This is a genomic window from Streptomyces sp. CNQ329, assembly GCF_000482585.1.
Genome location: NZ_AXVU01000020.1, coordinates 88,058 through 112,014, shown reverse-complemented (window position 1 = coordinate 112,014; position 23,957 = coordinate 88,058). Strand labels below are relative to the sequence as shown.

At 72.7% G+C, this 23,957-nt stretch carries 22 protein-coding genes; 8 read left to right on the top strand and 14 right to left on the bottom strand.

Annotation, left to right across the window (positions count from 1 at the left end):
* Positions 1-63: 63 nt before the first annotated feature.
* Together I003_RS0115890 and I003_RS0115885 are read left to right on the top strand one after the other, a co-directional pair.
* Positions 64-540, top strand: a complete 477-nt coding sequence (locus I003_RS0115890) for a DUF1801 domain-containing protein (RefSeq protein ID WP_027772426.1) — start codon at positions 64-66, stop codon at positions 538-540.
* A gap of 120 nt (positions 541-660) precedes the next feature.
* Positions 661-2,307, top strand: coding sequence for a DNA repair helicase XPB (locus I003_RS0115885; RefSeq protein WP_027772425.1), 1,647 nt, complete (start codon positions 661-663; stop codon positions 2,305-2,307).
* 15 nt (positions 2,308-2,322) lie between these two features.
* Here I003_RS0115885 and I003_RS0115880 read toward each other — a convergent pair whose 3' ends face one another.
* From I003_RS0115880 to I003_RS0115825, 12 genes are all read right to left on the bottom strand, one after another.
* Positions 2,323-2,709, bottom strand: a complete 387-nt coding sequence (locus I003_RS0115880; protein WP_051368266.1) for a hypothetical protein — start codon at positions 2,707-2,709, stop codon at positions 2,323-2,325.
* Between the two features lie 301 nt (positions 2,710-3,010).
* A complete protein-coding gene (locus tag I003_RS0115875; RefSeq protein ID WP_027772423.1) occupies positions 3,011-4,027 on the bottom strand; it encodes a Gfo/Idh/MocA family protein in 1,017 nt (338 codons plus the stop codon).
* Positions 4,028-4,066: 39 nt separating this feature from the next.
* Positions 4,067-5,008: a sugar phosphate isomerase/epimerase family protein gene (locus tag I003_RS0115870; RefSeq protein WP_027772422.1), complete on the bottom strand. Its 942-nt coding sequence runs from the start codon at positions 5,006-5,008 to the stop codon at positions 4,067-4,069.
* Positions 5,009-5,059: 51 nt separating this feature from the next.
* Positions 5,060-6,571 (bottom strand): CoA-acylating methylmalonate-semialdehyde dehydrogenase, encoded by a 1,512-nt coding sequence (locus I003_RS0115865; protein WP_027772421.1) that lies wholly within the window; start codon positions 6,569-6,571, stop codon positions 5,060-5,062.
* A gap of 55 nt (positions 6,572-6,626) precedes the next feature.
* The gene (iolD, locus tag I003_RS0115860; RefSeq protein ID WP_027772420.1) at positions 6,627-8,528 is read right to left on the bottom strand and encodes a 3D-(3,5/4)-trihydroxycyclohexane-1,2-dione acylhydrolase (decyclizing); all 1,902 of its coding nucleotides are present in this window, start codon (positions 8,526-8,528) and stop codon (positions 6,627-6,629) included.
* Positions 8,525-9,403, bottom strand: coding sequence for a 5-deoxy-glucuronate isomerase (iolB, locus tag I003_RS0115855; protein ID WP_486584242.1), 879 nt, complete (start codon positions 9,401-9,403; stop codon positions 8,525-8,527). Before iolB ends, iolD begins: the two co-directional genes overlap by 4 nt.
* 32 nt (positions 9,404-9,435) lie before the next feature.
* Positions 9,436-10,323 (bottom strand): Cgl0159 family (beta/alpha)8-fold protein, encoded by an 888-nt coding sequence (locus tag I003_RS0115850; RefSeq protein ID WP_027772418.1) that lies wholly within the window; start codon positions 10,321-10,323, stop codon positions 9,436-9,438.
* Positions 10,324-10,684: 361 nt separating this feature from the next.
* Positions 10,685-11,656, bottom strand: coding sequence for a 5-dehydro-2-deoxygluconokinase (gene iolC, locus I003_RS0115845; RefSeq protein ID WP_027772417.1), 972 nt, complete (start codon positions 11,654-11,656; stop codon positions 10,685-10,687).
* Between the two features lie 11 nt (positions 11,657-11,667).
* Complete coding sequence (locus I003_RS0115840) at positions 11,668-12,492, bottom strand: carbohydrate ABC transporter permease (protein WP_027772416.1); 825 nt, start codon at positions 12,490-12,492, stop codon at positions 11,668-11,670.
* Complete coding sequence (locus I003_RS0115835) at positions 12,489-13,391, bottom strand: carbohydrate ABC transporter permease (protein WP_027772415.1); 903 nt, start codon at positions 13,389-13,391, stop codon at positions 12,489-12,491. The genes I003_RS0115840 and I003_RS0115835 overlap by 4 nt, the downstream gene beginning before the upstream one ends.
* Positions 13,391-14,821, bottom strand: coding sequence for an extracellular solute-binding protein (locus I003_RS0115830; RefSeq protein WP_486584239.1), 1,431 nt, complete (start codon positions 14,819-14,821; stop codon positions 13,391-13,393). The genes I003_RS0115835 and I003_RS0115830 overlap by 1 nt, the downstream gene beginning before the upstream one ends.
* 15 nt (positions 14,822-14,836) lie before the next feature.
* The gene (locus tag I003_RS0115825) at positions 14,837-15,937 is read right to left on the bottom strand and encodes a PfkB family carbohydrate kinase (RefSeq protein WP_027772413.1); all 1,101 of its coding nucleotides are present in this window, start codon (positions 15,935-15,937) and stop codon (positions 14,837-14,839) included.
* Between the two features lie 118 nt (positions 15,938-16,055).
* On the opposite strand from I003_RS0115825, the gene I003_RS0115820 reads away from it, so the two are divergent.
* From I003_RS0115820 to I003_RS0115810, 3 genes are all read left to right on the top strand, one after another.
* Positions 16,056-16,814 carry a DeoR/GlpR family DNA-binding transcription regulator gene (locus I003_RS0115820; protein WP_027772412.1) on the top strand — a complete coding sequence of 253 codons (759 nt, stop codon included), beginning with the start codon at positions 16,056-16,058 and terminating at the stop codon, positions 16,812-16,814.
* Positions 16,811-18,142 carry a 6-phospho-beta-glucosidase gene (locus I003_RS0115815; protein ID WP_051368265.1) on the top strand — a complete coding sequence of 444 codons (1,332 nt, stop codon included), beginning with the start codon at positions 16,811-16,813 and terminating at the stop codon, positions 18,140-18,142. The genes I003_RS0115820 and I003_RS0115815 overlap by 4 nt, the downstream gene beginning before the upstream one ends.
* A 180-nt stretch (positions 18,143-18,322) precedes the next feature.
* Positions 18,323-18,913, top strand: coding sequence for a Uma2 family endonuclease (locus I003_RS0115810; RefSeq protein ID WP_027772410.1), 591 nt, complete (start codon positions 18,323-18,325; stop codon positions 18,911-18,913).
* Between the two features lie 72 nt (positions 18,914-18,985).
* Here I003_RS0115810 and I003_RS0115805 read toward each other — a convergent pair whose 3' ends face one another.
* Positions 18,986-19,612, bottom strand: coding sequence for a TetR/AcrR family transcriptional regulator (locus tag I003_RS0115805; RefSeq protein WP_027772409.1), 627 nt, complete (start codon positions 19,610-19,612; stop codon positions 18,986-18,988).
* 96 nt (positions 19,613-19,708) lie between these two features.
* Between I003_RS0115805 and I003_RS0115800 the strand changes: the two genes are divergently transcribed.
* From I003_RS0115800 to I003_RS0115790, 3 genes are all read left to right on the top strand, one after another.
* Positions 19,709-20,353: an NAD(P)H-dependent oxidoreductase gene (locus tag I003_RS0115800; RefSeq protein ID WP_027772408.1), complete on the top strand. Its 645-nt coding sequence runs from the start codon at positions 19,709-19,711 to the stop codon at positions 20,351-20,353.
* A 259-nt stretch (positions 20,354-20,612) separates the two neighbouring features.
* Positions 20,613-21,701, top strand: coding sequence for an amidohydrolase family protein (locus tag I003_RS0115795; RefSeq protein ID WP_027772407.1), 1,089 nt, complete (start codon positions 20,613-20,615; stop codon positions 21,699-21,701).
* Between the two features lie 211 nt (positions 21,702-21,912).
* Positions 21,913-22,800, top strand: coding sequence for an MIP family channel protein (locus I003_RS0115790; protein ID WP_027772406.1), 888 nt, complete (start codon positions 21,913-21,915; stop codon positions 22,798-22,800).
* Between the two features lie 623 nt (positions 22,801-23,423).
* Here the strand turns inward: I003_RS0115790 and I003_RS32335 are convergent.
* A complete protein-coding gene (locus tag I003_RS32335; protein ID WP_078564055.1) occupies positions 23,424-23,846 on the bottom strand; it encodes a hypothetical protein in 423 nt (140 codons plus the stop codon).
* Positions 23,847-23,957 lie beyond the last annotated feature (111 nt).

Below are 23,957 nucleotides of genomic sequence, written 5' to 3'. Positions count from 1 at the left end.
CGTGGCCGCCGGTTCTCCGTAGCCTGAGGGACGTACCAGGTCAGACCCCAGAAAGGCACTGCCATGACGGACGCGAAGAAGGCGGCCCCGGCCGGCGAGGGCGGATCCCACGAGGGCTTCTCCGAGGCGGAGATCGCGGCCATGAAGGACCGCGCGAAGGAAGTCAGGAAGGGCAAGCGCGGCTCCGCGGCGGACCTCGCGGCCGAGGTGCTGGAGAAGATCGCCGAGATGCCGGAGTCCGACCGGACCATCGCGGGGCGGCTGCACACCCTCATCACCGAGGCGGCGCCCGAGCTGGCGCCGCGGCTCTGGTACGGGATGCCCGCGTACGCCTCCGGCACCAGGAACGGCAAGGGCGGAAAGATCGTCTGCTTCGTGCAGCCCGCCGCCAAGTTCGGTGCGCGCTACCTCACCCTCGGCTTCAACGACGCGGCGCACCTCGACGAGGGCACCATGTGGCCGACCGCGTTCGCCGTCACCGAACTCACGCCCGCCGCCGAGAAGACGGTCACCGAGCTGGTGAGGAGGGCCATGAGCTGAGGGCCGCCGGCTCGCCGCACGGCCTCACCGCACCGAGGTAGACTTCCCTGTTTCCCGAGTTTCCCCGAGTTCCCCGCGGGTCCGGTCCGGGTGTGGCAGCAGGGGGAGGAGGTCGTCCGCATGTCCTGTCTGATCGTGCAGTCGGACAAGACGCTCCTGCTGGAAGTCGATCACGAGCTGGCGGAGGAGTGCCGGCGGGCCATCGCGCCCTTCGCCGAGCTGGAGCGCGCACCGGAGCACATCCACACCTACCGCGTCACGCCGCTCGGCCTGTGGAACGCGCGCGCCGCCGGGCACGACGCCGAGCAGGTCGTGGACGCCCTCGTCACGTACTCGCGCTATCCCGTGCCGCACGCGCTGCTCGTGGACGTCGCCGAGACCATGGCGCGCTACGGGCGGCTGACGCTGACCAAGGACCCCGCGCACGGTCTCGTGCTGTCCACCACCGACCGGCCGGTGCTGGAGGAGATCCTGCGGTCCAAGCGGATCCGGCCGCTGGTCGGCACGCGGCTCGACGACGACACCGTCGCCGTGCACCCCTCGGAGCGCGGGCAGATCAAGCAGGCGCTGCTGAAGCTCGGCTGGCCCGCCGAGGACCTCGCCGGGTACGTGGACGGGGAGGCCCACCCGATCTCGCTGGTGGAGGACGGCTGGGCGCTGCGCCCGTACCAGAAGCAGGCCGTCGAGGGCTTCTGGCACGGCGGCTCCGGCGTCGTCGTGCTGCCGTGCGGGGCGGGCAAGACGCTGGTGGGCGCCGGGGCGATGGCCGAGGCGAAGGCGACGACGCTGATCCTCGTGACGAACACCGTCGCGGCCCGCCAGTGGAAGAGCGAGCTGCTGCGCCGGACGTCGCTGACCGAGGACGAGATCGGCGAGTACAGCGGCGCCCGCAAGGAGATCCGGCCGGTCACCATCGCCACGTACCAGGTGCTGACGACGCGCCGCAAAGGCGTCTACCCGCACCTGGAACTCTTCGACTCCCGCGACTGGGGGCTGATCGTCTACGACGAGGTGCACCTGCTGCCCGCGCCCGTCTTCAAGTTCACCGCCGACCTGCAGGCGCGCCGCCGGCTCGGGCTGACGGCCACGCTCGTGCGGGAGGACGGCCGCGAGTCCGACGTGTTCTCGCTCATCGGACCCAAGCGCTTCGACGCCCCGTGGAAGGAGATCGAGGCGCAGGGCTACATCGCGCCCGCCGACTGCGTCGAGGTGCGGGTGAACCTCACCGACGCCGAGCGGCTCGCCTACGCCACGGCCGAGGCGGAGGAGAAGTACCGCTTCTGTGCCACCACCGACACCAAACGCAGGATCGCGGAGGCGCTGGTCGCCCGGCACACCGGGGAGCAGACCCTCGTCATCGGGCAGTACATCGACCAGCTCGACGAGCTGGGCGAGCATCTGGACGCGCCCGTCATCAAGGGCGAGACGACCAACACCCGCCGGGAGAAGCTCTTCGACGCCTTCCGCAGGGGGGAGATAAGCGTCCTCGTGGTCTCGAAGGTCGCGAACTTCTCGGTCGACCTGCCGGAGGCCACGGTCGCCATCCAGGTCTCGGGCACGTTCGGCTCGCGGCAGGAGGAGGCGCAGCGGCTCGGCCGGGTGCTGCGGCCGAAGGAGGACGGGCACGAGGCGCGGTTCTACTCGCTCGTCGCCCGCGACACCATCGACCAGGACTTCGCCGCGCACCGGCAGCGGTTCCTCGCCGAGCAGGGGTACGCGTACCGGATCGTCGACGCGGACGACGTCCTCGCCGGCGACGACGCCTGAGCGGCCGGTAGGCCGCTACGCCGCCGTGTAGCCGTACACCAGCATCACGTACGTCACCGCCGGCGCCGCCAGCGCCCCCACCACCAGCGCGACCCCGAGCCGCTGCCGCCCGGCCTCCGCCAGCCGCCCGCCGGCGGACTGCGCGACGGCGCCGGCCAGCAGCAGCGCGAGCACGCCCAGGCCCAGCCCGGCGGCGGCGCCCGCGCCCATCTCCTGGATGCGGTCGCACGGCCCGGCGTGGTCGGGCGGCGAACAGTACTCCCGCTCGCCGCGGAACCACGGGATCATCAGCGCCATCAGCGCCGCGGGTAACGCCCCCAGCGCGTAGGCGATCCGGCCGAGCGTCGTCGTCACGCCCACCCACCACGGCCGGCTCAGCATCGGCGGCTCCGTCAGCGACATCCGTACCCCCCTGTGGACACGCCTGTTGCCTCACAGAGACGCCCCGGAGCGGGGCGGGGGTTCCCGCGGCCCGGCCCCTCCCCCCGCGGTGGGGGCCGGGCCGCGGGAAGCGCGGCGGGGCCGGGGCGGTGCCCCGGCCCGGAAAGCGGGAGGCCGGCGGGCGGACCGGCCGCCGTGGCCGGACACCGGACCGGCTGCCGGAACCGACCGTCGTGGCCGGCCGCCGTGGCGGGCCACCGGACCGGCCGGCGTGTCGGGGGCGGACGCGAGGCGCGTCAGCCGCCGGGCGGGGCCGGGCCCGTCAGGCGTAGAACGCCGGGCGCTCCACGAGGTCCACGTCCACCACCGCGCCCGTGCGCTGTGCCTCGACCGTCGCCGCCGCGACCGCCGTGGCGGCGTAGCCGTCCCAGGCGCTCGGCCCGGTGGCCGCGCCCGCGGTCACCGAGTCGACCCACGCCTGCACCTCCACGTCGAACGCCTCGGCGAAGCGGCCGCCCCACTCCTGGTCGATCTCCGTGCCGACCCGCGCCGCCGCACGGACCTCGGCGCGCGCCGGGTCGGGCAGCCGGACGAGGCCCGTCTCGCCGACCGTCTCGCACTGGATGTCGTACCCGTACTGGCAGTTGACGAAGACCTCCAGGTCGATCCGGATCCCGCCGGCCGTCTCGAAGAGCATGAACTGCGGGTCCTGCAGGTGCGGGAAGCGGCGTCCGGTGGCGCGCGGCAGGATGACCTGCGCCGAGACGATCTCGTCGTCGAGTAGCCAGCGGGCCGCGTCGATCTCGTGCACGCCGGTGTCCTGCGCCGCCATCTCGGTGGTGTACCGCTCGGGCGCGGACCGGTTGCGGTGGGCGCAGTGCATCATCAGCGGCCGGCCGATGCCGCCGCCGGCGATGACGCGCTTCAGCTCCCGGTACCCCGGGTCGTAGCGGCGCATGAACCCGACCTGCACCAGCCGCCGCCCGTACGCCTCCTCCGCGGCCAGCACGCGCAGCGCGTCTTCCGCGGTGGTGGCCAGCGGCTTCTCGCAGAGCACCGGCTTGCCCGCGGCGATGGCGGCGAGTACGTGCTCGGCGTGGGCGGCATGCCAGGACGAGACCAGCACCGCGTCCACGTCGTCCGCGGCGATCAGCGACCCCGCGATGTCGGCGGCCTCGGCGACCCGCGCGCCGCCCGCCTCCGCCGCGGCCTTCCCGGCCAGCGCCGCGTCGATGTCGGCGACGGCGCTGACCCGGGCGCCGCTGATGACGCGGCTGATGCGCTCGATGTGCTCGCGGCCGATGGCGCCGGTGCCGACGACTCCGATGCGTACGGTCATGGCTTCTTGCTCCTCAGTACTGGTTCTCAGCGGGCCGCTTCAGCGGGGCCGGCGCGTGCCGCTCAGGCCGACGCCCGCCAGGTAGTCGCGGGTGCGGACCGCGATCGGCAGCGGCACGTCGGGCTCGCACGGCCACAGGTCCTGCTCCACGACGACGAAGAGCTCCGCGTCCAGATGCGACAGCGCCTCGACGATCTCCCCCGGATGCGGCACGCCCGCGGGCGGCTCGACGGCCACGCCGCGGCTGACGGCCTCGCTGAACGACAGGTTCTCGGCCCGGACCTGCTCGATGATCACCGGGTCCATCTGCTTGATGTGGACGTAGCCGATGCGCTCGGCGTAGCGGCGGATGAGGTCGAGGTTGTCGCCGCCGCCGTACGCGACGTGCCCGGTGTCCAGGCAGAGGTTGGCGTACCGCGAGTCGGTGGCGTTCAGGAAGCGCTCGATCTCCGGCTGCGTCTGGATGTGGCTGTCGGCGTGGGGGTGGACGACGAGACGGACGTCGTAGTCGTCCAGGAGGATCCTGCCGAGGTCGTCGGCGGCCTTGCCGAGCGCCGTCCACTGCGCGGCCGTCAGCTCCGGCGGCTCGGTGAAGTCGCCGGTCTTCTCGTCGCGGTAGAGCGGCGGGATGAGCACGAGGTGGTGCGCGCCGGCGGCGGCGGTCAGCTCGGCGACGCGGCGGACGGCGGCCAGGGTCGCGTCCCACTCGGCCGGGCGGTGCAGGGCGCCGAAGATCGTGCCGCCGGAGACCTGAAGGCCGCGCTCGGCGAGTTCGCCGGCGAGGCGCTGCGGATCGGTGGGCAGATAGCCGTACGGGCCCAGCTCCAGCCACTTGTAGCCGGTCTCGGCCAGCTCGTCGAGGAAGCGGGTGTACGGAACCTGGTGCTCCTCCTCGGGGAACCACACCCCCCAGGAACAGGGGGCGGAGCCCAGGCAGAGATTACCGGCGGCGGGGCGCGGGGCGGCGGGTACGTTCGTCATGAGGGTGCGGCCTCTCGGTGGTCGGAGCGCGTCACTCGGGTGCCGGGCGGCTCAGTGGGCGGTCGGGAAGGCGAACGCCGCTGCGCGGGCCGCCGGGTCGCCGCCGGCCGGCCAGCGGGTGGTGACGACCTTCGGGCGGGTGTAGAAGCGCACGCCCTCCGGGCCGTGCACGGGGCTGTCGCCGATGAGCGAGTCCTTCCAGCCGCCGAAGGAGTACGCGGCCATCGGCACCGGCACCGGCACGTTGATGCCGACCATCCCGACGTGCACCCCGCGCTGGAAGCGCCGGGCCGCGCCGCCGTCGCCGGTGAAGAGCGCGGTGCCGTTGCCGTACGGGTTGGCGTTGATCAGCGCGATCGCCTCGTCCAGGGTGGCGACGCGGATGACCGCGAGCACCGGGCCGAAGATCTCGGTGCGGTACGCGTCCATCGTCGCGCTGACGTGGTCGAGCAGCGTCGGCCCGGTGAAGAAGCCCTCCTCGTGGCCGGCGACCTTCAGGTCCCGGCCGTCGACCACGACCGTCGCGCCCTGCGCCGCCGCCGAAGCGACCGCCCCGCCGACGCGCTCCTGCGCGGCGCGGGTGACGAGCGGGCCCATCTCGCTGGCCGGGTCGTCGCCCGGCCCGACGCGCACCGCGCGCGCCTTCCGCTCCAGCGCCTCGACGAGCGGCTCCGCCGCGTCCCCGACCGCGACGGCCACGGAGACCGCCATGCAGCGCTCGCCCGCGGAGCCGTAGGCGGCGGCGACGAGCTGGTCCGAGGCGTACTCCAGGTCCGCGTCCGGCAGCACGACGGCGTGGTTCTTCGCGCCGCCGAGCGCCTGGACGCGCTTGCCGGCGGCGGTACCGCGCTCGTGCACGTACGTGGCGATGGGTGTGGAGCCGACGAAGGAGACGGCGGCGACGCCGGGGTGGTCGAGGAGGGCGTCGACGGCGGTCTTGTCGCCGTGGACGACGTTGAACACGCCGTCGGGCAGCCCGGCCTCGGCGTAGAGGCGCGCGATCAGGTTGGACGCGGACGGGTCGCGCTCGCTGGGCTTGAGCACGAAGGTGTTGCCGGTGGCGATCGCGAGGGGGTGCATCCACAGCGGCACCATCGCGGGGAAGTTGAACGGCGTGATGCCCGCGCACACGCCCAGCGGCTCGCGGAAGGAGAGGACGTCGACGCCGCGCGAGTACTGGTCGGAGTAGCCGCCCTTGAGGGCATCGGCTATCCCGCAGGCGTACTCGACGACCTCCCGGCCGCGGACGATCTCGCCGCGCGCGTCCGAAATGATCTTCCCGTGTTCCGCGGAGATGACGCGGGCCAGCTCGTCCTCGTGCCTGGCCAGCAGCTCCCGGAAGGCGAACATCACGCGCATCCGCTGGGACAGCGAGCTGTCGCGCCAGGTCTCGTACGCCCGGGCGGCGGCGCTGACGGCGGCGTCGACGTCGGCGGTCCCGGCGAGCAGGACGCGGGCCTGCTCGCGGCCGGTGGCCGGGTCGTACACGGGGGCGGTGCGGGCGGAGGCGGCGGACGCGGAACCGGCGGCGGCGCCGGCGATCCAGTGCTCGATCGTGTGCATGAGGGTCTCGCTTAACTTGCTCGGGGAAGTGCGGCGTTGCGGTCGGGCGCGGAGGTCAGAGGTACGGGCGCTGGGCGCGCTTGCCGTCGCGGTACTCCTCGTACGCCTTGCGTGTGGAATCCAGCTCGGAGACCTCGCTCACGGGCACGTCCCACCACGCGGAACTCGGCGGGTTGGGCCCGGTCAGGTCGGTGACGACGTGCACCACCGTGGTGCGTTCCGCCTCCTTGGCCCGGACGAAGGCGTCCCGGAACTCCGCGACCGTCGTCGCCCGCAGCACGTCCGCGCCGAGGCTCGCGGCGTTCGCGGCCAGGTCCACCGGCAGCGGCCCGCCGTCCAGTTCGCCGGTGTCGGGATTGCGGCCGGCGTAGCGGGTGCCGAAGCGCTGCGAACCCAGGGACTCCGACAGCGCGCCGATGGACGCGAAGCCGCCGTTGTCGAGGAGGACGACGATCAGCTTCAGGCCCTCGGAGACCGCGGTGACGATCTCCTGGGAGAGCATCAGGTACGAGCCGTCGCCGACGAGGACGACGACCTCGCGGTCCGGTGCGGCCATCTTCACGCCCAGCCCGGCGGCGATCTCGTACCCCATGGTGGAGTAGGCGTATTCGACGTGGTACGCCTTCGGGTCCCGGGCCCGCCAGAGGGCCTGGAGGTCGCCGGGCATCGAGCCGGCGGCGTTGATGACGACGTCGCGGTCGCCGGTCAGGTCGTTGACGGCGCCGAGGATCTCGGTCTGCGCGGGCGGCGGGCCGTGGCCGCGTTCGGGGCGGCAGACGGCGTCGGCGGTACGGTGCCAGTCGTCGGCGAGTTCGCGGACCCGCGCGCGGTAGGCGTCGTCCACCTGCCAGCCGGCCAGCTCCGCGTCGAGGGCTTCGAGGCCCGCGCGGGCGTCGGCGACCAGGGGCTCCGCGGCGTGCTTGACGGCGTCGAGGCGGGCGACGTTGAGGTTGACGAACGCCACGCCGGGGCGGGCGAAGACGGTGCGGCTCGCGGTGGTGAAGTCGCTGTAGCGGGTGCCGACGCCGAGGACCACGTCGGCCTCGGCGGCCAGCGCGTTGGCGGCGGCGGTGCCGGTGGAGCCGAGCGCGCCGACGGCGCAGGGGTGGTCCCAGGGCACGGCGCCCTTGCCGGCGTGGGTGTCGGCGACCGGGATGCCGGTGCGCAGCGCGAACGCCCGCAGGTGCTCCCACGCCTCGGAGTACACCGCGCCGCCGCCGGCGACGAGCAGCGGCCGGCGGGCGCCGCGCAGCAGCGCGACGGCGCGGGCCAGCGCCGCGGGCTCGGGCGCGGGGCGGGGCACGTGCCAGACCCGGCGGCGCAGGAACGCCACGGGCCAGTCGTACGCCTCGGCCTGGACGTCCTGCGGCAGCGCGAGGGTGACGGCGCCGGTCTCGGCAGGGTCGGTGAGCACCCGCATCGCGGCGAGCGCGGCGGGGACGAGCTGTTCGGGGCGGTCGACGCGGTCGAAGTAGGCGGAGACCGGGCGGAGCGCGTCGTTGACGGTGAGGTCGCCGTTGCGCGGGTCTTCGAGCTGCTGGAGCACCGGGTCGGCGGCGCGGGTGGCGAAGACGTCGCCGGGGAGCAGGAGGACCGGCAGCCGGTTGGTGGTGGCGAGGGCGGCGCCGGTGACCATGTTGGTGGCCCCGGGGCCGATGGAGGAGGTGCAGGCGTAGGTCTGGAGCCGGTTCGCCGCCTTGGCGTAGGCGGTCGCCGAGTGGACCATGGCCTGCTCGTTGCGGGCCAGGTGGTACGGGAGCTCCGCCTCGCCGGTGCGGGCCGCCTGCAGCAGCGCCTGGCCGACGCCGGCGACGTTGCCGTGGCCGAAGATGCCCCACATGCCGGGGATCAGGCGCTGTTCGACGCCGTCGCGTTCGCTGTACTGGGCGGCCAGGAAGCGCACCAGCGCCTGGGCGGTGGTGAGCCTGACGGTGTCGTTGCCGTGTGCCTCGCTCATCGCGTCCCTCCCGCGAACGGCAGCCTCGGGTCGGTCTCCTGGTCGTCCCAGGTGCTGCGGATCCAGCCGTGTGCCGGGTCGTCGCAGATCAGCCAGGCCCGCTCGGCGCCGGGTCCGGCCATGACGTTCAGGTAGTACAGGTCGTAGCCGGGGACGGCCATCGACGGGCCGTGCCAGCCGTGCGGGATGAGCACGGTGTCGCCGCTGCGCACCTCGGCCAGCACCTCCAACGGCCGTGCGGCGGTGCCGTAGACGCGCTGGTACGCCATGCCGGGGCGGCCGTCGGGGCCTTCGGCGACCTCGAAGTAGTAGATCTCCTCCAGCTCGCTCTCCTCGCCGGGGCGCGCCTCGTCGTGCTTGTGCGGCGGATAGGAGGACCAGTTGCCGCCGGGGGTGAGGACCTCGCAGACCAGCAGCCGGTCCGCGTCGAAGGTCTGCGGCAGGCAGTAGTTGTGCACCTCGCGGCTGCACGTGCCGGCGCCGCGCAGTTCCACGGGCACGTCCTCCGCCGGCCCGTAGCGCACGGGCAGCCGCTTCTCGCAGCGCGCCGAGGGGAGCGCGAACCGGCCGCCGCCGGGGCTGGTGATGCGGACCTCGGCGTCGCGCGGCACGTACACGAAGTCGGTGGGCTCGCCGAAGACGCCGGCGCGGCCGGTGAGGACGAGGTGTTCGCCGTCGGCCTCGACGGTGCAGCCGCCGGCGAGGGGGAGCACGAGGTGCTCGGCGTCACCGGTGGCCAGGACGTGGCTCCCGCCGGGGGCGAGTTCGAGGATGCGCAGCCCGGAGTAGCCCCAGCCGGCGGACTGCGGACTGATGGCCGTACGGTACCGGCCGGAGGCCGCTTCTCCGCTCCGTACCACGAGGTCGTCGTTCACACCGCTCACACCGTTCTCGCCGTTCTTTTCGCTCACAGCAGGCTCACCGCCCGGTCCACTGCCCCGCTCACGTCGCCGTCCGCCGGATAGAGCAGCGAACGGCCCACCACCAGCCCTTGTACCCCGGGCAGCCGCAGTGCCCCGCGCCAGGCGTCGAAGACCGCGCGCTGGCTTTCCGCGCCGCCGGCGTCGCCGCCGAGCAGCAGCACGGGCAGCGTGGTGGCGGCGACGACGCGCTCCATCTCGGGCACGACGGGCAGCTTGAGCCAGGTGTACGCGCTGCGCCGGCCGAGCCCCGAGGCGATGGAGACGGACGTGACGACGGCGTCCGGGGAGAGGTCGTTGCGTACCCGGCCGTCCTGCCAGCGCGACAGGAAGGGCTCGACCATCGCGATGAGCCGCCGGTCGGCGAGCGCGTCGACGGCGCGGGCGCTGGACTCCAGGGTGGCGGCGGTGGCGGGGTCGTCGAGGGCGATGCGGGTGAGCATCTTGCCGCCGTCGAAGCCCATGGCCTCGATGGTCTCGGCGTCGTAGCCGGTGAAGCGGTCGTCTATCTCGAACGCGGAGCCGGCGAGACCGCCGCGGTTCATGGAGCCGAAGACGGACTTGCCGTCCAGGACACCGAGGAGGAGCAGGTCCTCCAGGATGTCGGCGGTGGCGAGGACGCCGGTGACGCCGGGGCGTTCGAGGGCCAGGCACAGCCGTTCCAGCAGCAGGCCGCGGTCGGCCATGGCGTGGGCGTCGCCGCCGACGGCGTTGGCGCCGCGGGCGGGGTGGTCAGCGGCGATGATCATGGCCCGGCCCCGGTCACCGCCGCCGAGCGGCGAGGCCGCGGGGCGGCGGGCGGCCGCCGCGGCGGCGACGGCCTCGGGGTGGTGGACACGGGTGGCGGTCAGGTCGCCGGTCTTGTCAACGCTCATGCCTGGATCTCCGGGGAGTGGGCGCGTACGCGGGTGGGTGCGGTGGTCGCAGCGGTTGCGGTGCGGACTTCGATCGTCGCACTGCCCGACCGCGAACGCCGGGTACGCGTCGTGTCACCAGGGCGGCCTGCCCCGGGACGGGTGCGCGGGGAACGGGGGGCCAGGGTGACGTCGCGGCCCGCGCGCCCCCTGTCCCCGTGCCCGCGTCCGCCGGCGCGGCCCGCGCGTTCGCTCTCGCTTCCCGCGTGCCCTCCGCTGCTCCGCGCGCATCCGCTGTCACCGCACGCACCTACCCTGGGGCGGGAGTGCGGGGAAGGGATCACGGCACGGGACGGGACACGGGACGGGGAAGCCGGCTTGCTCACGACCCCGCCCCCGCGGCGCGCAGCCGCTCCTCCACCTGCGCCGCGGTCGGCATCGCGTCGGAGCACGCCAGCTCCCCCGCCACATGCGCCCCCGCCGCGTTGGCGAAGGCGATCGTCCGGTTCAGCTCCCAGCCCTCCAGCATCCCGTGGATCAGCGCCCCGCCGAAGGCGTCGCCCGCGCCGAGGCCGTTGACGACCTCCACCGGCACGGGCGGCACCTCCGCCTCGGCTCCGTCGCGGTGCACGGCCAGCACCCCCCGCGGGCCCTGCTTGACGACGGCCAGTTCCACCCCCGTCGCCAGCAGGGCCCGCGCCGCGGCGCGCGGCTCCCGCTCCCCCGTGGCGACCGCGCACTCCTCCAGGTTGCCGACGGCGACGGTCGCGTGGGCCAGTGCCTTCCGGTACAGCCCGCGCGCGAGCCCGTCGGCGGAGTCCCCCGCCCCCTCGGGCCAGAACATCGGCCGCCAGTCCAGGTCGAAGACCGTGTGCGCCGCCCGGCCGCGGGCGTCGAGCGCCGCCAGCGTCGCCGCCCGCGAGGGCTCCTCGCACAGGCCGGTGCCCGTCATCCAGAACACCCGCGCCGCGCGCACCGCGTCCAGGTCCAGCTCCTCGACCGTCAGGTCCAGGTCCGGGGCCTTGGGGTAGCGGTAGAAGTAGAGCGGGAAGTCGTCCGGCGGGAAGATCTCGCAGAACGTCACGGGCGTGGGCAGCCCCGGCGAGGTGCCGACGAAGTCGGTGCCGACCCCGTATCCGCGCAGCGCGTCGCGGACGAAGGTGCCGAAGGGGTCGGCGCCCGTCTTCGTGACCACCGCCGTGCCGTGCCCGTAACGGGCGGCGGCGACGGCGACGTTGGTGGCGCTCCCGCCGAGGTATTTGCCGAACGTGCTGACCTCGGCGAGGCCGACACCGGTCTGCAGCGGGTAGATGTCCACCCCGACCCGCCCCATGGTCACCACGTCGTACGGCATGTGCACTCCTTCTACTCCTTCACCGCTCCGGTGAGCATTCCCTCGATGAACCGCCGCTGCAGCGCTATGTAGACGATCACCACCGGCAGCGCGATCAGCACCGCCGCCGCGGCGAGCAGCGAGGTGTCGGAGGTCTGCTGTCCCTGGAAGAACGCCAGCCCCAGCGGGACGGTGCGCAGCCCCTCCTCGCTGATCATGACCAGCGCCATCAGGAACTCGTTCCACGTCCACATGAAGGTGATGACGATCATCGTGGTGATGGCCGGCCGCCCCATGGGGACGAGGATCCGCCACAGCGTGGTGAAGCTGTTCGCTCCGTCGACCCGGGCGGCCTCCATGACGGACTGCGCGCTGTTGCGGAAGTACGTCCGCATCCAGAACACGCCGAACGCCAGCGACTGCGCGGTCTGCGGCAGGATCAGCGCCCAGTAGGTGTCGGTGATCTCGTAGTGCCGCAGGTCGAAGTAGAGCGGTACGACCAGCGCCTCCTGCGGCAGCGTCAGGCCGATGACGAAGACGTAGAACAGCAGGTTCGAGCCGGGGAAGCGCATCACGCCGAAGGCGTACGCCGCCAGGATCGACAGCACCGTGGCGACCGTGACCACGACGACGGCCACGAGGATCGAGTTCCCGAGGTAGGTGCCGAAGTGGCCCCGGTTCCAGGCGTCGGAGAAGTTGCCCCAGTTCATGCCGCCTTCGGGCAGCGAGAACCCGGTGTTGAGCGAGCCCTTCTCGCCGAACGCGGTCGACAGGATGCCGATGACGGGCGTCAGCGAGATGACGGCGAAGATCGACAGGATGCCGTACGTGAAGGTGCGTTCGATCTTGGTGCTCATGAGCGCCGCCCTTCGACGAGCCGGGAGACCGTGACGGTCAGGGTGAAGATCAGCACGGTGAGCGCGACGCCCACGGCGGCGGCGGAACCGACCTGGTTCAGCTCGAAGGCGCGGTGGTAGACCTCGTACGCCGGAACGGAGGTGGCCTCGCCGGGGCCGCCGCTCGTCATGACGTAGATGAGGTCGAAGTTGCGCAGCCCGGCGACGATCGTCAGGGTCAGCGCGACCGCGATCTCGGCGCGCAACGCCGGCAGCGTCACGGCGAAGAACTCCCGGAACGCGCCCGCGCCGTCGAGCCGCGCGGCCTCGTACAGCTCCTTGGGGATGCGCTGGGCACCGGCGAGGAAGAGCACGAGACACAGACCGGTCATCACCCAGGTGCCGACGAGGCCGACGGCGGGCAGCGCCCAGTCGTAGTCGCCGAGCCAGGGCCGGGCCAGGGAGTCCAGGCCGACGGCGCGCAGCACGTCGTTGAGCAGCCCGTCGGGGGCGAGTATCGACTGCCACGCGACGCCGACGACGACCATCGCCAGCACCTGCGGCAGGAACAGCACGGTGCGGAAGAACGTCATGCCCCGCACCCGTATGCGCGACATGGCCGCCGCGAGCAGCAGGCCGATGCAGACCGGGAGCGCCGAGTAGAAGATCAGCAGCACCAGCGCGTGCCCGAAGGGGGCGCGCAGGGACGGGTCGGTGAAGATGTCGGAGTAGTTGGAGAACCCGGCGGAGGTGGCCCGGGTCAGGCCGTCCCAGTGCAGGAACGACAGCCACACCGACTGCCCGAACGGGACGAGCAGGAACAGCGCGTAGATGACCAGCGCGGGCAGGACGTACAGGTACCCGACCGCGCGGGGTTCGCCCGGCGCGCGACGGCCGTAGCCGGCGGTGAGGGACTTCATCACGACCCCGCAGGCTCGGAGCCGGCGCCGTCTCCGCGCTGCTTCTCCATGAACGGCCCGTAGTCGTCCTGGAGCTTCGCCGCGAAGCCGTCGGGCGAGGTCTTGCCGGCGATGAGGTCCTGCAGCGCGGCGGAGGTGGTGTCGTAGAACGTGGGCGTCGAGTAGTCCAGGTACGGGACCAGGGCGTCGTCGGCGTTCAGCCGCTTCCAGCCCGCGATCATCTGGCCGTCGGCGCTCTCCGGGTCGAGGGCGTCGGCGGCCTTGCCGGGTACGGCCGGCAGCACGCCGTTCTCCGTCATCACGTCGGCGGCGTGCTCGTCGGTGATGAAGTCGAGGTAGGCGGCGGCGACCTCGGGGTGCGCGGACTTGGAGGTGACCGACCACGACAGGCCCTGGCCGCCGGTGGTGGTGGGATTGCCGCCCTCGGTGGCGGGCGGCGGCGGCATGATGCCGAGGTTCTCGCCCATCGGCTTCTTCAGGTCGGCCTGCATCCAGGTGCCGGTGATCAGGTACGCGCCGTCGCCGCCGGCGAACTGCTTGTTGGCGTCGTCGTAGCCGCGGCCGTTGGCGTCCTTGGGCAGGTAGCCCTTGTCGACCCAGTCGGCCAGCTCGGCGGCGGCATCCTTGGTGGACGCGTTGTCGAAGCCGTCGCCGCGGCCGAGGACGGTGTCGCGCGTCTCGGCGGCACCGAACTGGTCCTGCAGCACACCGAAGGTGTGGATGGCGGGCCACTGGTCGAGGTTGCCGAACTGGATGGGCAGTTCGCCCTCGTCCTTGAGCGTGTCGAGGCTGTCGGTGAACTCCTTCCAGGTCTTCGGCGGCTGGAGGCCGGCGTCGGCGAGCTTCTTCTTGTTGTAGTAGACGCCGACGAACTCGCCGGTCTGGGAGATGCCGTAGAGCCGGCCGGTGCCGAACTGCTTGCCGTCGGCGGAGACCCGGTTGAGGTTCAGCAGGGTGTTGGGATAGCGCGTGTTCCAGTCGTAGAGACCGGCGTAGTTGTCCAGGGGCATCAGCAGCCCGGCCTGGACGAAGGCGACCATGTCGGGGTAGCCCTGGTTGGCCTGCACGATGTCGGGCGGCCGGTTGCCGGACAGCGCGAGCTTCAGCGTCGTCTTCAGGTCGTCGAAGCTCCGGGAGACCCGCTTGATCTTGACGTTCGGGTACTTCTCCTGGAACTCCTTGTTGAGCTGCTCCAGCTCGGCGTTGGTGCCGCCGCGGACCTCCTGGTCCCAGACGGTCAGCGTCACGTTCCCCGCCTTCGACGGGTCCGGTAGGCCGCCCACGCCGCCGGCGCCCCCGCCCTCGACGGCGCCGGAGCCGTCGGTGCCGGGCACGCAGCCGGCGGCTATGACGGCGAGTCCCGCGGCAAGCGCGGCGGGCACGAGAACCCTGGTCCGCCTTCTGCCGCCGCCCTTGTTGCGCAATCCCATCAGAACTCCTTCGTTCTACTCGTCCCGGAAGCCGATGGTCGGGATGGCCCGCCGGCGCGGACGCTGCCGCACCAGGGCCGGGACCAGGCCGTCCAGGAAGTCGTACCGCCGGGCCACCTCGGCGGCGTCCGCGTCGCCGGCCTTGGCGCGGGCGGCGGCCTCGATCCACCACGCGGCCACCTCCGTCCAGTCGGGCGCGGACAGCGAGCCGCCGAAGTGCTGCACGGACAGCGCGGCGGTGAGGTTGGCGAAGGCGAGCCGGTCGGCGAGCGGCCAGCCCGCCAGGGTCCCGGTCATGAAGCCGGCGACGAACACGTCACCGGCGCCGGTCGGATCGAGGGCGTCCACGAGCAGGCCGGGGACGTCGGCGGTCTCGCCGGTGACCCCGTCCACGGCGACGGCGCCGTCGGGGCCCTTGGTCACCACGGCGATCGGCACCAGCTCGGCGAGGGCGCGTACGGCCTGCTCCGGGGAGTCGGTGCGGGTGTACTGCATCGCCTCGGCGGCGTTGGGCAGGAAGGCGTGGCTGTAGCGCAGCCCGGTGAGCGCACCCAGGTCCCAGCCGCCGGTCTCGTCCCAGCCGACGTCGGAGAAGACCTGCGAGCCCTTCTCGTGCGCGTGCCGGACCCACTCCTCGTCGCGGCCCGGTTCGAGCGACGCCACGACGGAGCGGGCGCGCGGGAGCGCGGCGCAGACGGGGGCGGGCGCGGGGTGCTCGTGCGTCACCATGGTGCGCTCGCCCTCGTACGCCATGGAGACGGTGACCGGCGAGTGCCAGCCGGCCAGCCGCCGCGAGGGACCGAGGTCCACGCCCTCGCTCTCCGACAGGCTTTCCCAGATGTAGTCGCCGTAGAGGTCGGTGCCGAAGCTCGCGCAGAGCGTGGTGCGCAGCCCGAGGCGGGCGAGCGCCGTGGCCATGTTCGCGATACCGCCCGGGCTGGAGCCCATGCCGCGGGCCCAGTTCTCGCTGCCGCGCACGGGCGCACCTTCGAGACCGGTGAAGACGATGTCCATGAACACGGTGCCGGTGAGGAGAACGTCGTGCTCAGGATCGCCGGGAGCCCGTGTGCCCGCCAGCGGGTCGATCGCTGTGCGGACCGCCGAAGGAGTGCTCAACGGCGTGTCCTTCCTGCTCGTGGTTCACATTGAGCGACACCTTGCACCTCCGCGACGGAATTTGCAAGAGGTCACTCATACTCGCGCAAACTCGCTCACGTGGAGTACATTGCGGTCCATGCTGCGAGAGACGCGCCACGAGAAGCTGCTCAGCATCCTCGGTGACGAGGGCGTGCTGCCCGTCCGGGAGATCGCCAAGCGACTCGGCGTCAGCGAGGCCACGGCCCGCCGCGACCTCACCGAACTGGGACGCGCCGGCCGCCTCACCCGGGTCTACGGCGGCGCCGTCGCCGCCCGCGCGGACGACGAGAGACCCTTCGCCGAGGTCGCGGACGACGACCCCGGCGGCCGGGAGTCGGTCGCCGCCCGCGCCGCGGAACTGGTCGAGGACGGCGACGTGGTGCTGCTCGACATCGGCACCACCACGCTGGCACTGGCCCAGCGGCTGCGGGGCCGCCCTGTGACGATCGTCACCAGCAATCTCGCGGTCTACGAGGAACTGCGCGACGACCCCGCGGTCACCCTGATCCTGCTCGGCGGCGAGGTCCGGCGGAACTACCGCTCGGTCGTCGGCGTCCTGACCGAGTCCAACCTCCGTGAGCTCTACGTCGGCCGCCTCTTCCTCGGCGCCAGCGGGATCCTCCCGGACGGCAGCGTGCTGGACAGCACCCACGTCGAGGTCCCCGTCAAGCGCGCCATGATCAGGGCGTCCCGGCAGGTGGTGCTGCTCGCCAGCGCCGGCAAGTTCCCCGGCGACTCGGGGCTCGTCCGCATCTGCGGCCCCGAGGACGTGCACATGCTCATCACGAACACGTCGTCGGACCCGGCGACCCTCGCCGCCTTCGGCGAGGCCGGTGTGGAGGTAATCACGGTATGAGGCTGACAGTGCTGGGCGGCGGCGGGTTCCGCGTGCCTCTGGTGTTCCGGGCCCTGCTCGAAGACAGCGGCGACGAGGCCGGCCGGTGCACCGAACTCGTCCTGTACGACACGGAGCCGCGGCGCCTGGAAGCCATCGGCGCGGTCCTCGCGCAGCACGCGGCCGACGCCGCCGCGACGGGTGCCCGGCCACCGGCGGTCCGTACCACCACCGACCTCGACGACGCCCTGCGCGACACGGACTTCGTCTTCTCCGCCATCCGCGCCGGCGGCCTCGAAGGCCGCAGCCTCGACGAGCGCGCGGCGCTGACCGAGGGCCTGCTCGGCCAGGAGACCGTCGGCGCCGGTGGCGTCCTGTACGGGCTGCGCTCCGTACCCGCCGCCATGCACATCGCCGAGCGGGTCGCGGCCGTCGCCCCGAACGCCTGGGTCATCAACTTCACCAACCCCGCCGGCATGGTCACCGAGGCCATGCAGCGCCTCCTCGGCGATCGCGTCATCGGCATCTGCGACTCCCCCGTCGGCATGGCCCGCCGTGCCGCCCGCGCCCTGGGCGTCGACCCGGAGCGCACCGAGCTGGACTACGTGGGCCTCAACCACCTCGGCTGGCTGCGCCGCATCGTCGTCGACGGCGAGGACCGCCTCCCCGCACTGCTCGCCGACCCGGCGGCGCTGGAGTCCTTCGAGGAGGGCAAGCTCTTCGGCGCGCGGTGGCTGCAGGCGCTGGGCTCGCTGCCCAACGAGTACCTCCACTACTACTACTTCAACCGCGAGGCCGTCGCCGCCCTGGAGGGCGCCCCGGCGACCCGCGGCGAGTTCCTGCGCGAGCAGCAGGCGGCGTTCTACGCCGCCGCGGCGGCCGACCCGGGCGAGGCGGCGGCGGTGTGGGAGCGCACGCGCAAGGAGCGCGAGGCGACGTACATGGCGGAGAGCCGGGAGAGCACGGGCGGCTGGCAGCGCGACACCTGCGACCTGGACGGCGGCGGCTACGACCGCGTGGCGCTGGCCCTCATGCGGGCCATCGCCCGCGACGAGCACGCCACCTTGATCCTCAACGTCCCCAACCGCAGCACGATCCCGGGCCTGGACGCGGAGGCGGTCATCGAGGTCCCGTGCCGCGTGGACGCGCACGGCGCCCATCCGATCCCCACACCGCCGGCGGCGGCGGACCAGCTCGGCCTGATGCTGACACTGAAGGACGTGGAACGCACCACGATCGCGGCGGCGGACTCGGGCAGCCGCGCGAAGGCCCTCCGGGCGATGGCGCTGCACCCGCTGGTGGACTCGGTGAACGCGGCGGACCGCATCCTGGCGGCCCGCGGCGTCTGACGGCGGGCCCCGGCCCGCCACGGGGGCGCCGGCCGGCGGGGACCGGCGCCCCCGTGGCCGCGCCCGCGGGCCGAGCGTCAACGCGCCAGCGGTCGGTCACTCGTGCGAGGGGCAAGATCGGCGATCCCGGTGGGTACGCTGGCCGTACGGGCGAGGATCCGTCGTATGGGAGCACCTGCTATGAGCGTGGCACCGAAGAAGCCGGAGCACACGTCCCCGGCCTGGCCGATCCCGCCGCCCGGCGGCTATACGGCCGACGACCTGGACACGCTCCCCGACCTGCCTCCGCACACGGAGCTGATCGACGGGAGCCTTGTCTTCGTGACGCCGCAGAGCTCGTTTCATTCCGAGATCATCTTCACGCTGCAGATCGGGCTGCGGCGCACGGTGCCGGACGATCTCGCGGTCAGACGCGAGATGACGGTCGTCATCAATGACCGGCAGCGGCCCGAGCCGGATCTGATCGTACTTCGTGAGCAGGCACTGGGCGACGGGACCGAGACCAAGTACGAAGCCGGGGACGTCGTACTCGCCGTCGAGGCCGTCTCGCCCGAGTCCCGGGAGCGGGACCGCGAGACCAAGCCGCTGAAGTACGCGAAAGCGGGTATCCCGCACTTCTGGCGGGTCGAGACCCAGGACGGCAAGCCCGTGGTCTTCGTCTTCGAGCTGGAGTCGGCGACCGGTGCCTACGTGCCGACGGGCATTCACCGCGACCGGCTGAAGCTCAGCGTTCCGTTCGGCATCGACATCGATCTGTCGCTCCCCTCCTGAACGGCGGCAGACCCCGGCGCCTTCCCTCCGGCGTGAGCAACCCGCCGGCGGGCCGTCGTGAGCGCGGGTCGCTCAGGGGCGGCAGACGCGGGTGACCAGGACCTTCCAGCCCTCCGCCAGCGCCTGCAGAGAGCGGGTGTCCTCGTTCTCCTCCGTTCCGGGAGTGGCGAGGTAGAGCAGGATCGGGCCCTCCAGGGCGGCGGCGAGTTGCAGCGTCAGGGCGTCGAGGTGGTCCGCGCCCACGCCGGCCTGGTCCAGCAGCAGGCGGATGTGGACGCGCGTGAGTCCCGGGCCGCCCGCCACCGCTACGGGCCGGGCCTGCCCCAGTGCCGCGCGGGCCACGGCGTGGTTCTCCATCAGAAAGGTGATACGGCCCTGGCCGTAGGCGATCAGCCGGTCGGCCGGGGCGGCGCCCGGGCCCAGCGGCGGCGGTCCGGACAGCACGCGCTGCTGGAAGGCGCGTTCGTCCTCGTCCAGGAGGGCGACGAAGATCCCCGCGCGCGTACGGAAACGGCGGTAGACCGTGCCCTTGCCCACACCGGCCTGCTCCGCGAGGCCGTCCATCGTCACGTTCTCGGCGCCTGTCTCTTCGATCATCCGGCGGGCCGTATCGAGGAGCAGCCTGCGGTTTCGCGCCGCGTCCGCCCGCTCCGCGCGGGGGCGTTCCAGGGGGATCAGGTCACTGTCCACGGTGGCCACCGTACCGCCGGGAATATAAGCGGGGTAAAGTCCGGTTAGCTCGGGCGAGACTCAGGCGCAAGCCGAGCAATCCCCTGTATATGGAGACGAACCCCTGTGAACCTCTTCCGTATCGACGCGACCATCCTCCCCGGCGCCTCGGCCTCCGCCGAGATCGCCGACACCGTCCAGGCCGCATGGACCCTGGCCCACCCCGACGCACCGGTGGAGCGCCGCCACCTGGGCACCTCCCCGCTCCCGGCCGACGCCTGGGCGCTGGCCACCACCGCCGGCTTCACCCCCGCCCCCGAGCGCACCCCCGAGCAGCTCCGGGCCATGACGCTGGCCGGGGCACTCGCCGGCGAGCTGGACCGCGCCGACGCCGTCCTGCTCGCCGTACCGCTCTACAACTACGGCGTCTCCCAGCACTTCAAGACCTGGGCCGACCTGGTCATCAACGCCGCGGGGGCCACCACCCCCGTACTCAGGGAAAAGCCCACGGTGCTGGTGACCACCAAGGGCGGCGGCTACCAGCCCGGCTCGCCGCGCGAGGGCTGGGACCACTCGACGCCGTACCTGCGCCGGCTCCTGGTCGACATGTGGCAGGCCGACCTCACGGTGATCGAGCGTGAACTGACCCTGGCCGCGGCCACCCCCGGCATGGAGGAGCTGCGCGAGGAGGCGGCGCTGCGGCACGCGGAGGCGCTGAGCGCCGCCCGGGACGCGGGGCGCGCCCTGGCGGACACCGTGGCCCGGGTCTGAGGGCCGGCCGCACCCGCGCCGGGCCCCGGTGGCGGTACGGGCGGCCCGGCGCGGGGCGGCGCGGTACGGGCGGCGCGTACGGCACCGCCCCGCGCGTACGTGCGGCACCGCGCCGTGCGTACGGGCGGGGCGCCCGCGCCGCGTAACCCGATCCGGTTGTCTGCGGCCCCGGGCGGCGGTGCACCCTCCCGCGCGCCGTCCGCGCGCTCACACAATCCCTTCGTCCGGACTCCACCGCTCCACCGCCGAAGGGATCCACGTGCCGTACGTGAGTCGCAAGGCCGCCGTCACCGCCACGACCTGGCTCGCCGCCGCCGTCGTCCTCGGCCCCACCGCCGGGTCCGCCGCGTCCGCGACCGGGAAGGACTGCTTCGACCGCCGCACCGAGCCGTACACCTCGGTCGTCGACGCGCACCTGCACTTCCGCCCCTTCGGGGGCGAGGCCATCCCGTTCCGCGAACTGGTCGGCTACCTCAAGCGCACCGGCGTACGGCACGCCGGGGTCTTCGGCATCGGGCAGAGACTTCCCGTGGACTCCCCCTGCACGTACTACCTCGACTGCCCCGGCACCCCGGTCCTCCCCAGTCTGAAGAACGACGTCGTCAACGCCGAGAACGTCGTGGAGCACAAGCCGCAGGACGTCGGCCTGGCCCTGTCCATGACGTACCCGGACCTCGCCCACCCCGAGACCGTGCCGGACGGGATGCGGCTGCTCGACAAGGAATACCCCGGGATGTTCCAGTGGATGGGCGAGGTCAACCTCATCAAGCAGGCCCTCCTGCCCAACGGCCACGAGCCCGCGGACGAGGCGGACATCGCGGCGTGGGCGCCGTTCATGGACGAGCTGCGCCGGCGCGGCATGCCGCTCACCATCCACTCCGACCTCGGCAACGACCGGGAACCGACGCGGTATCTGCACCTGATGGAGCGTGTGCTGCGGCTCTATCCGCACAACAAGATCGTCTGGGCGCACATGGGGCTGTCGAAGGAGCTGTCCGCCATGGATCCCGACGCGCACATCGGCCTCATGAAGCGGCTCCTGGAGCGCCACCCGAACCTCACCCTCGACCTGAGCTGGCGGGTGCTGGAGGACATGTACTTCGGCAGGCCCGGGGTGCGGGAGAAGTACGCCGCGCTCTTCGACGCCTATCCGGAGCAGGCGATCCCGGGGACGGACTTCGTCGCGTCGCGGAACAAGAACTTCGGGGTCTACAAGGAGGAGCTGGAGGTGACCAGCCGGATCAACAAGGTCCTGGGGGACGAGGCGTTCCGGCGGATCGCGCTCGGGCAGAACTACTTCGACCTGCTCGGCATCAAGGAGCGGGCACCGGACATCTGCGAGGCGTAGACCCCGCCCGCCCGGCACCTCCGGGCACTCCACCACCCGCCGGCGGCGGCCGTCGGACCTGTCCGGCGACATCACGCGCGACCGCCCCGGGCACGGTGCGCGCACTGCTCCGTACAGGCGAGATCCTCGTGTGCATCGGCGCGTCCACCCCGCATCCCCCGTGTTTCGGGCGAGGAATTGGAAGTTGGTGCTTTCTGACCGAGGAGGGTCCATGGCTGAACGCATCGTTCGCCGACGCGGGTATCGAGAAGGACTCGGCGGCGAGATGCTTGCCGAATTCCTGGGCACGTTCGTCCTGGTTCTGCTGGGTATCGGGTCGGTGGCCGTCGCGGTCGCCGGTCTGCCGGGATCAGGCCGGCAAGCAGGTGAGTTCGGGCCCGCCAACTGGCTCATCATCTCGTGGGGATGGGGCCTCGGCGTGGTGTTCGGCGTGTATGTGGCGGGAGGCGTCAGTGGAGCCCACCTCAATCCCGCGGTGACCCTCGGCTTCGCGGCCCGGCGGGACTTCCCCTGGAGGAAGGTCCTGCCCTACTGGCTGGCGCAGGTCGTGGGCGCCTTCGTCGCCGCCGCGCTCATCTACGCGTCCTACAGGTGGGCCATCGACGCGGCCCTCGCCAAGGAGGGTGTCGCGCGGGACGAATCGCTGCCCACGTTCTCGATCTTCGCCACGTTCCCCGCCGAATACTTCGGAGACTCCTGGTGGGGCCCCATGCTCGACCAGATCGTGGGGACCGCCATCCTGCTTCTGCTGATCTGCGCACTCATCGACAAGCGCAACACCGCGCCGATGGCGAATCTCCATCCGTTCCTCATCGGGCTGGTGGTCGTCGCGATCGGTTTGACTTTCGGCACGAACGCAGGGTACGCAATCAATCCCGCACGTGACTTCGGCCCCCGGCTGCTGACGTTTTTCGAGGGCTGGGGCTCTGTCGCTCTCCCCGGTACGTTCGACTGGTTCAACAACTACTGGTGGATTCCCATCGTCGGCCCGCTCGCTGGCGGACTCGTCGGCGTCGCGGTGTACGACCTGCTCATCTCGCCGCTGGTCAGGGCCAGGGGTGTGGAGCCCGAAGAGGGTCCCGCCACCGAGGAGCCGTAGAACCCGGAGCAGGCTCCGTCCGGCATCGGCGGCACCCGCCCGGGGGGACGGCGCCCACTCCGCGCCCCGGCCGCCGGGAGAGGGCGACAGCGATGCCCGGACGCGTCGGCACGGTGGACCAGGGGACCACCAGCACACGCCTCATGATCGTTGATCACGCAGGCAACGAGGCGGCCGGGCACCAACCCGGCCGACACCCTCGGATTCCGCCGCGCTCCGCCGGGTCGGGCACGACCCGGCGGAGACCTGGAAGCGCACCAACACGACGATCCAAAAACCCCCTCCGCAGCGGAGGACCGTCCGCCGCTCCCGGTGCCGGGGCGGGGGCCCGGCCGTCGACGAACGGCCCGCCGAAGCCCGCCGGCCGGGATGTGCCCTGCTCAGACACTCCCGCGGCCCCGCGGGAGTGCTGAGCGCCTGCAGGGCCGGGCCGTAGCCCGGGCACTCCCACGGACCATGGGAACACTCGGGGACCCTGCCGGCCACCACCCAGGAAGGGGGCACTTGCGATCGTAGGACGCCCGGCCCGCGCCGACCCGCTCCGCGAGATCGCGGCGTGTCCCACCGCGTGCGCCGCACCGGGTTTCCGTCCGGGCGGGACGGAACGGGGCCGACGGCCGCGGCTACCGCCGAGGAGGCCCTTCGTCGGGCGGCACAGGGCCCGTGTGGATATGGAAGCTGTCGGCGTGGAAGTCGCGGCCCTGGACGACGGGGCCGTGGACCTGGCCGCTGACGATGTTGGTCACCGAGTCCGCTCCGTCGCGCGGCAGCGGCGGCAGTTCCTCCTGCCAGGTGCGCAGCCCGGCCCGGAACTCCGCGTCCAGCGCGGCCCGTACGGCCAGCGCCGTGCTCAGCGCCTGCGCCCGCGACTCGTCACCCGGCTCCTCGGCCAGCCGCGCCAGCTCCGCCTCCCCGGAGCCGCCCGCGGAGCCGTCGTCACCGCCGTCCCGCCGGAACGGCAAGCGCACCAGCCGCACCAGCCCCGCCCAGGCTTCCCGCCCGATCTCGCCCCCGGCACCGCCGGCCAGCGCCACCAACAGCCCCACAGAAACCGGATCCACCCGGACCACCCCTCCACCGGTACGCCACGGCCCCGCAGGAAAGGTGACGCCCGCCCGCCGCGCGGGGTTCCCGGTCCGAGGAGCCCGTAGGGGGAC

Excerpts from the sequence above, each read along its gene's own strand:
- I003_RS0115890 (WP_027772426.1), top strand. The coding sequence starts at position 64 with ATGACGGACGCGAAGAAGGCGGCCCCGGCCGGCGAGGGCGGATCCCAC.
- I003_RS0115885 (WP_027772425.1), top strand. The coding sequence starts at position 661 with ATGTCCTGTCTGATCGTGCAGTCGGACAAGACGCTCCTGCTGGAAGTC.
- I003_RS0115880 (WP_051368266.1), bottom strand. The coding sequence starts at position 2,709 with ATGTCGCTGACGGAGCCGCCGATGCTGAGCCGGCCGTGGTGGGTGGGC.
- I003_RS0115875 (WP_027772423.1), bottom strand. The coding sequence starts at position 4,027 with ATGACCGTACGCATCGGAGTCGTCGGCACCGGCGCCATCGGCCGCGAG.
- I003_RS0115870 (WP_027772422.1), bottom strand. The coding sequence starts at position 5,008 with ATGACGAACGTACCCGCCGCCCCGCGCCCCGCCGCCGGTAATCTCTGC.
- I003_RS0115865 (WP_027772421.1), bottom strand. The coding sequence starts at position 6,571 with ATGCACACGATCGAGCACTGGATCGCCGGCGCCGCCGCCGGTTCCGCG.
- iolD (WP_027772420.1), bottom strand. The coding sequence starts at position 8,528 with ATGAGCGAGGCACACGGCAACGACACCGTCAGGCTCACCACCGCCCAG.
- I003_RS0115850 (WP_027772418.1), bottom strand. The coding sequence starts at position 10,323 with ATGAGCGTTGACAAGACCGGCGACCTGACCGCCACCCGTGTCCACCAC.
- iolC (WP_027772417.1), bottom strand. The coding sequence starts at position 11,656 with ATGCCGTACGACGTGGTGACCATGGGGCGGGTCGGGGTGGACATCTAC.
- I003_RS0115840 (WP_027772416.1), bottom strand. The coding sequence starts at position 12,492 with ATGAGCACCAAGATCGAACGCACCTTCACGTACGGCATCCTGTCGATC.
- I003_RS0115835 (WP_027772415.1), bottom strand. The coding sequence starts at position 13,391 with ATGAAGTCCCTCACCGCCGGCTACGGCCGTCGCGCGCCGGGCGAACCC.
- I003_RS0115830 (WP_486584239.1), bottom strand. The coding sequence starts at position 14,821 with ATGGGATTGCGCAACAAGGGCGGCGGCAGAAGGCGGACCAGGGTTCTC.
- I003_RS0115820 (WP_027772412.1), top strand. The coding sequence starts at position 16,056 with ATGCTGCGAGAGACGCGCCACGAGAAGCTGCTCAGCATCCTCGGTGAC.
- I003_RS0115815 (WP_051368265.1), top strand. The coding sequence starts at position 16,811 with ATGAGGCTGACAGTGCTGGGCGGCGGCGGGTTCCGCGTGCCTCTGGTG.
- I003_RS0115810 (WP_027772410.1), top strand. The coding sequence starts at position 18,323 with ATGAGCGTGGCACCGAAGAAGCCGGAGCACACGTCCCCGGCCTGGCCG.
- I003_RS0115790 (WP_027772406.1), top strand. The coding sequence starts at position 21,913 with ATGGCTGAACGCATCGTTCGCCGACGCGGGTATCGAGAAGGACTCGGC.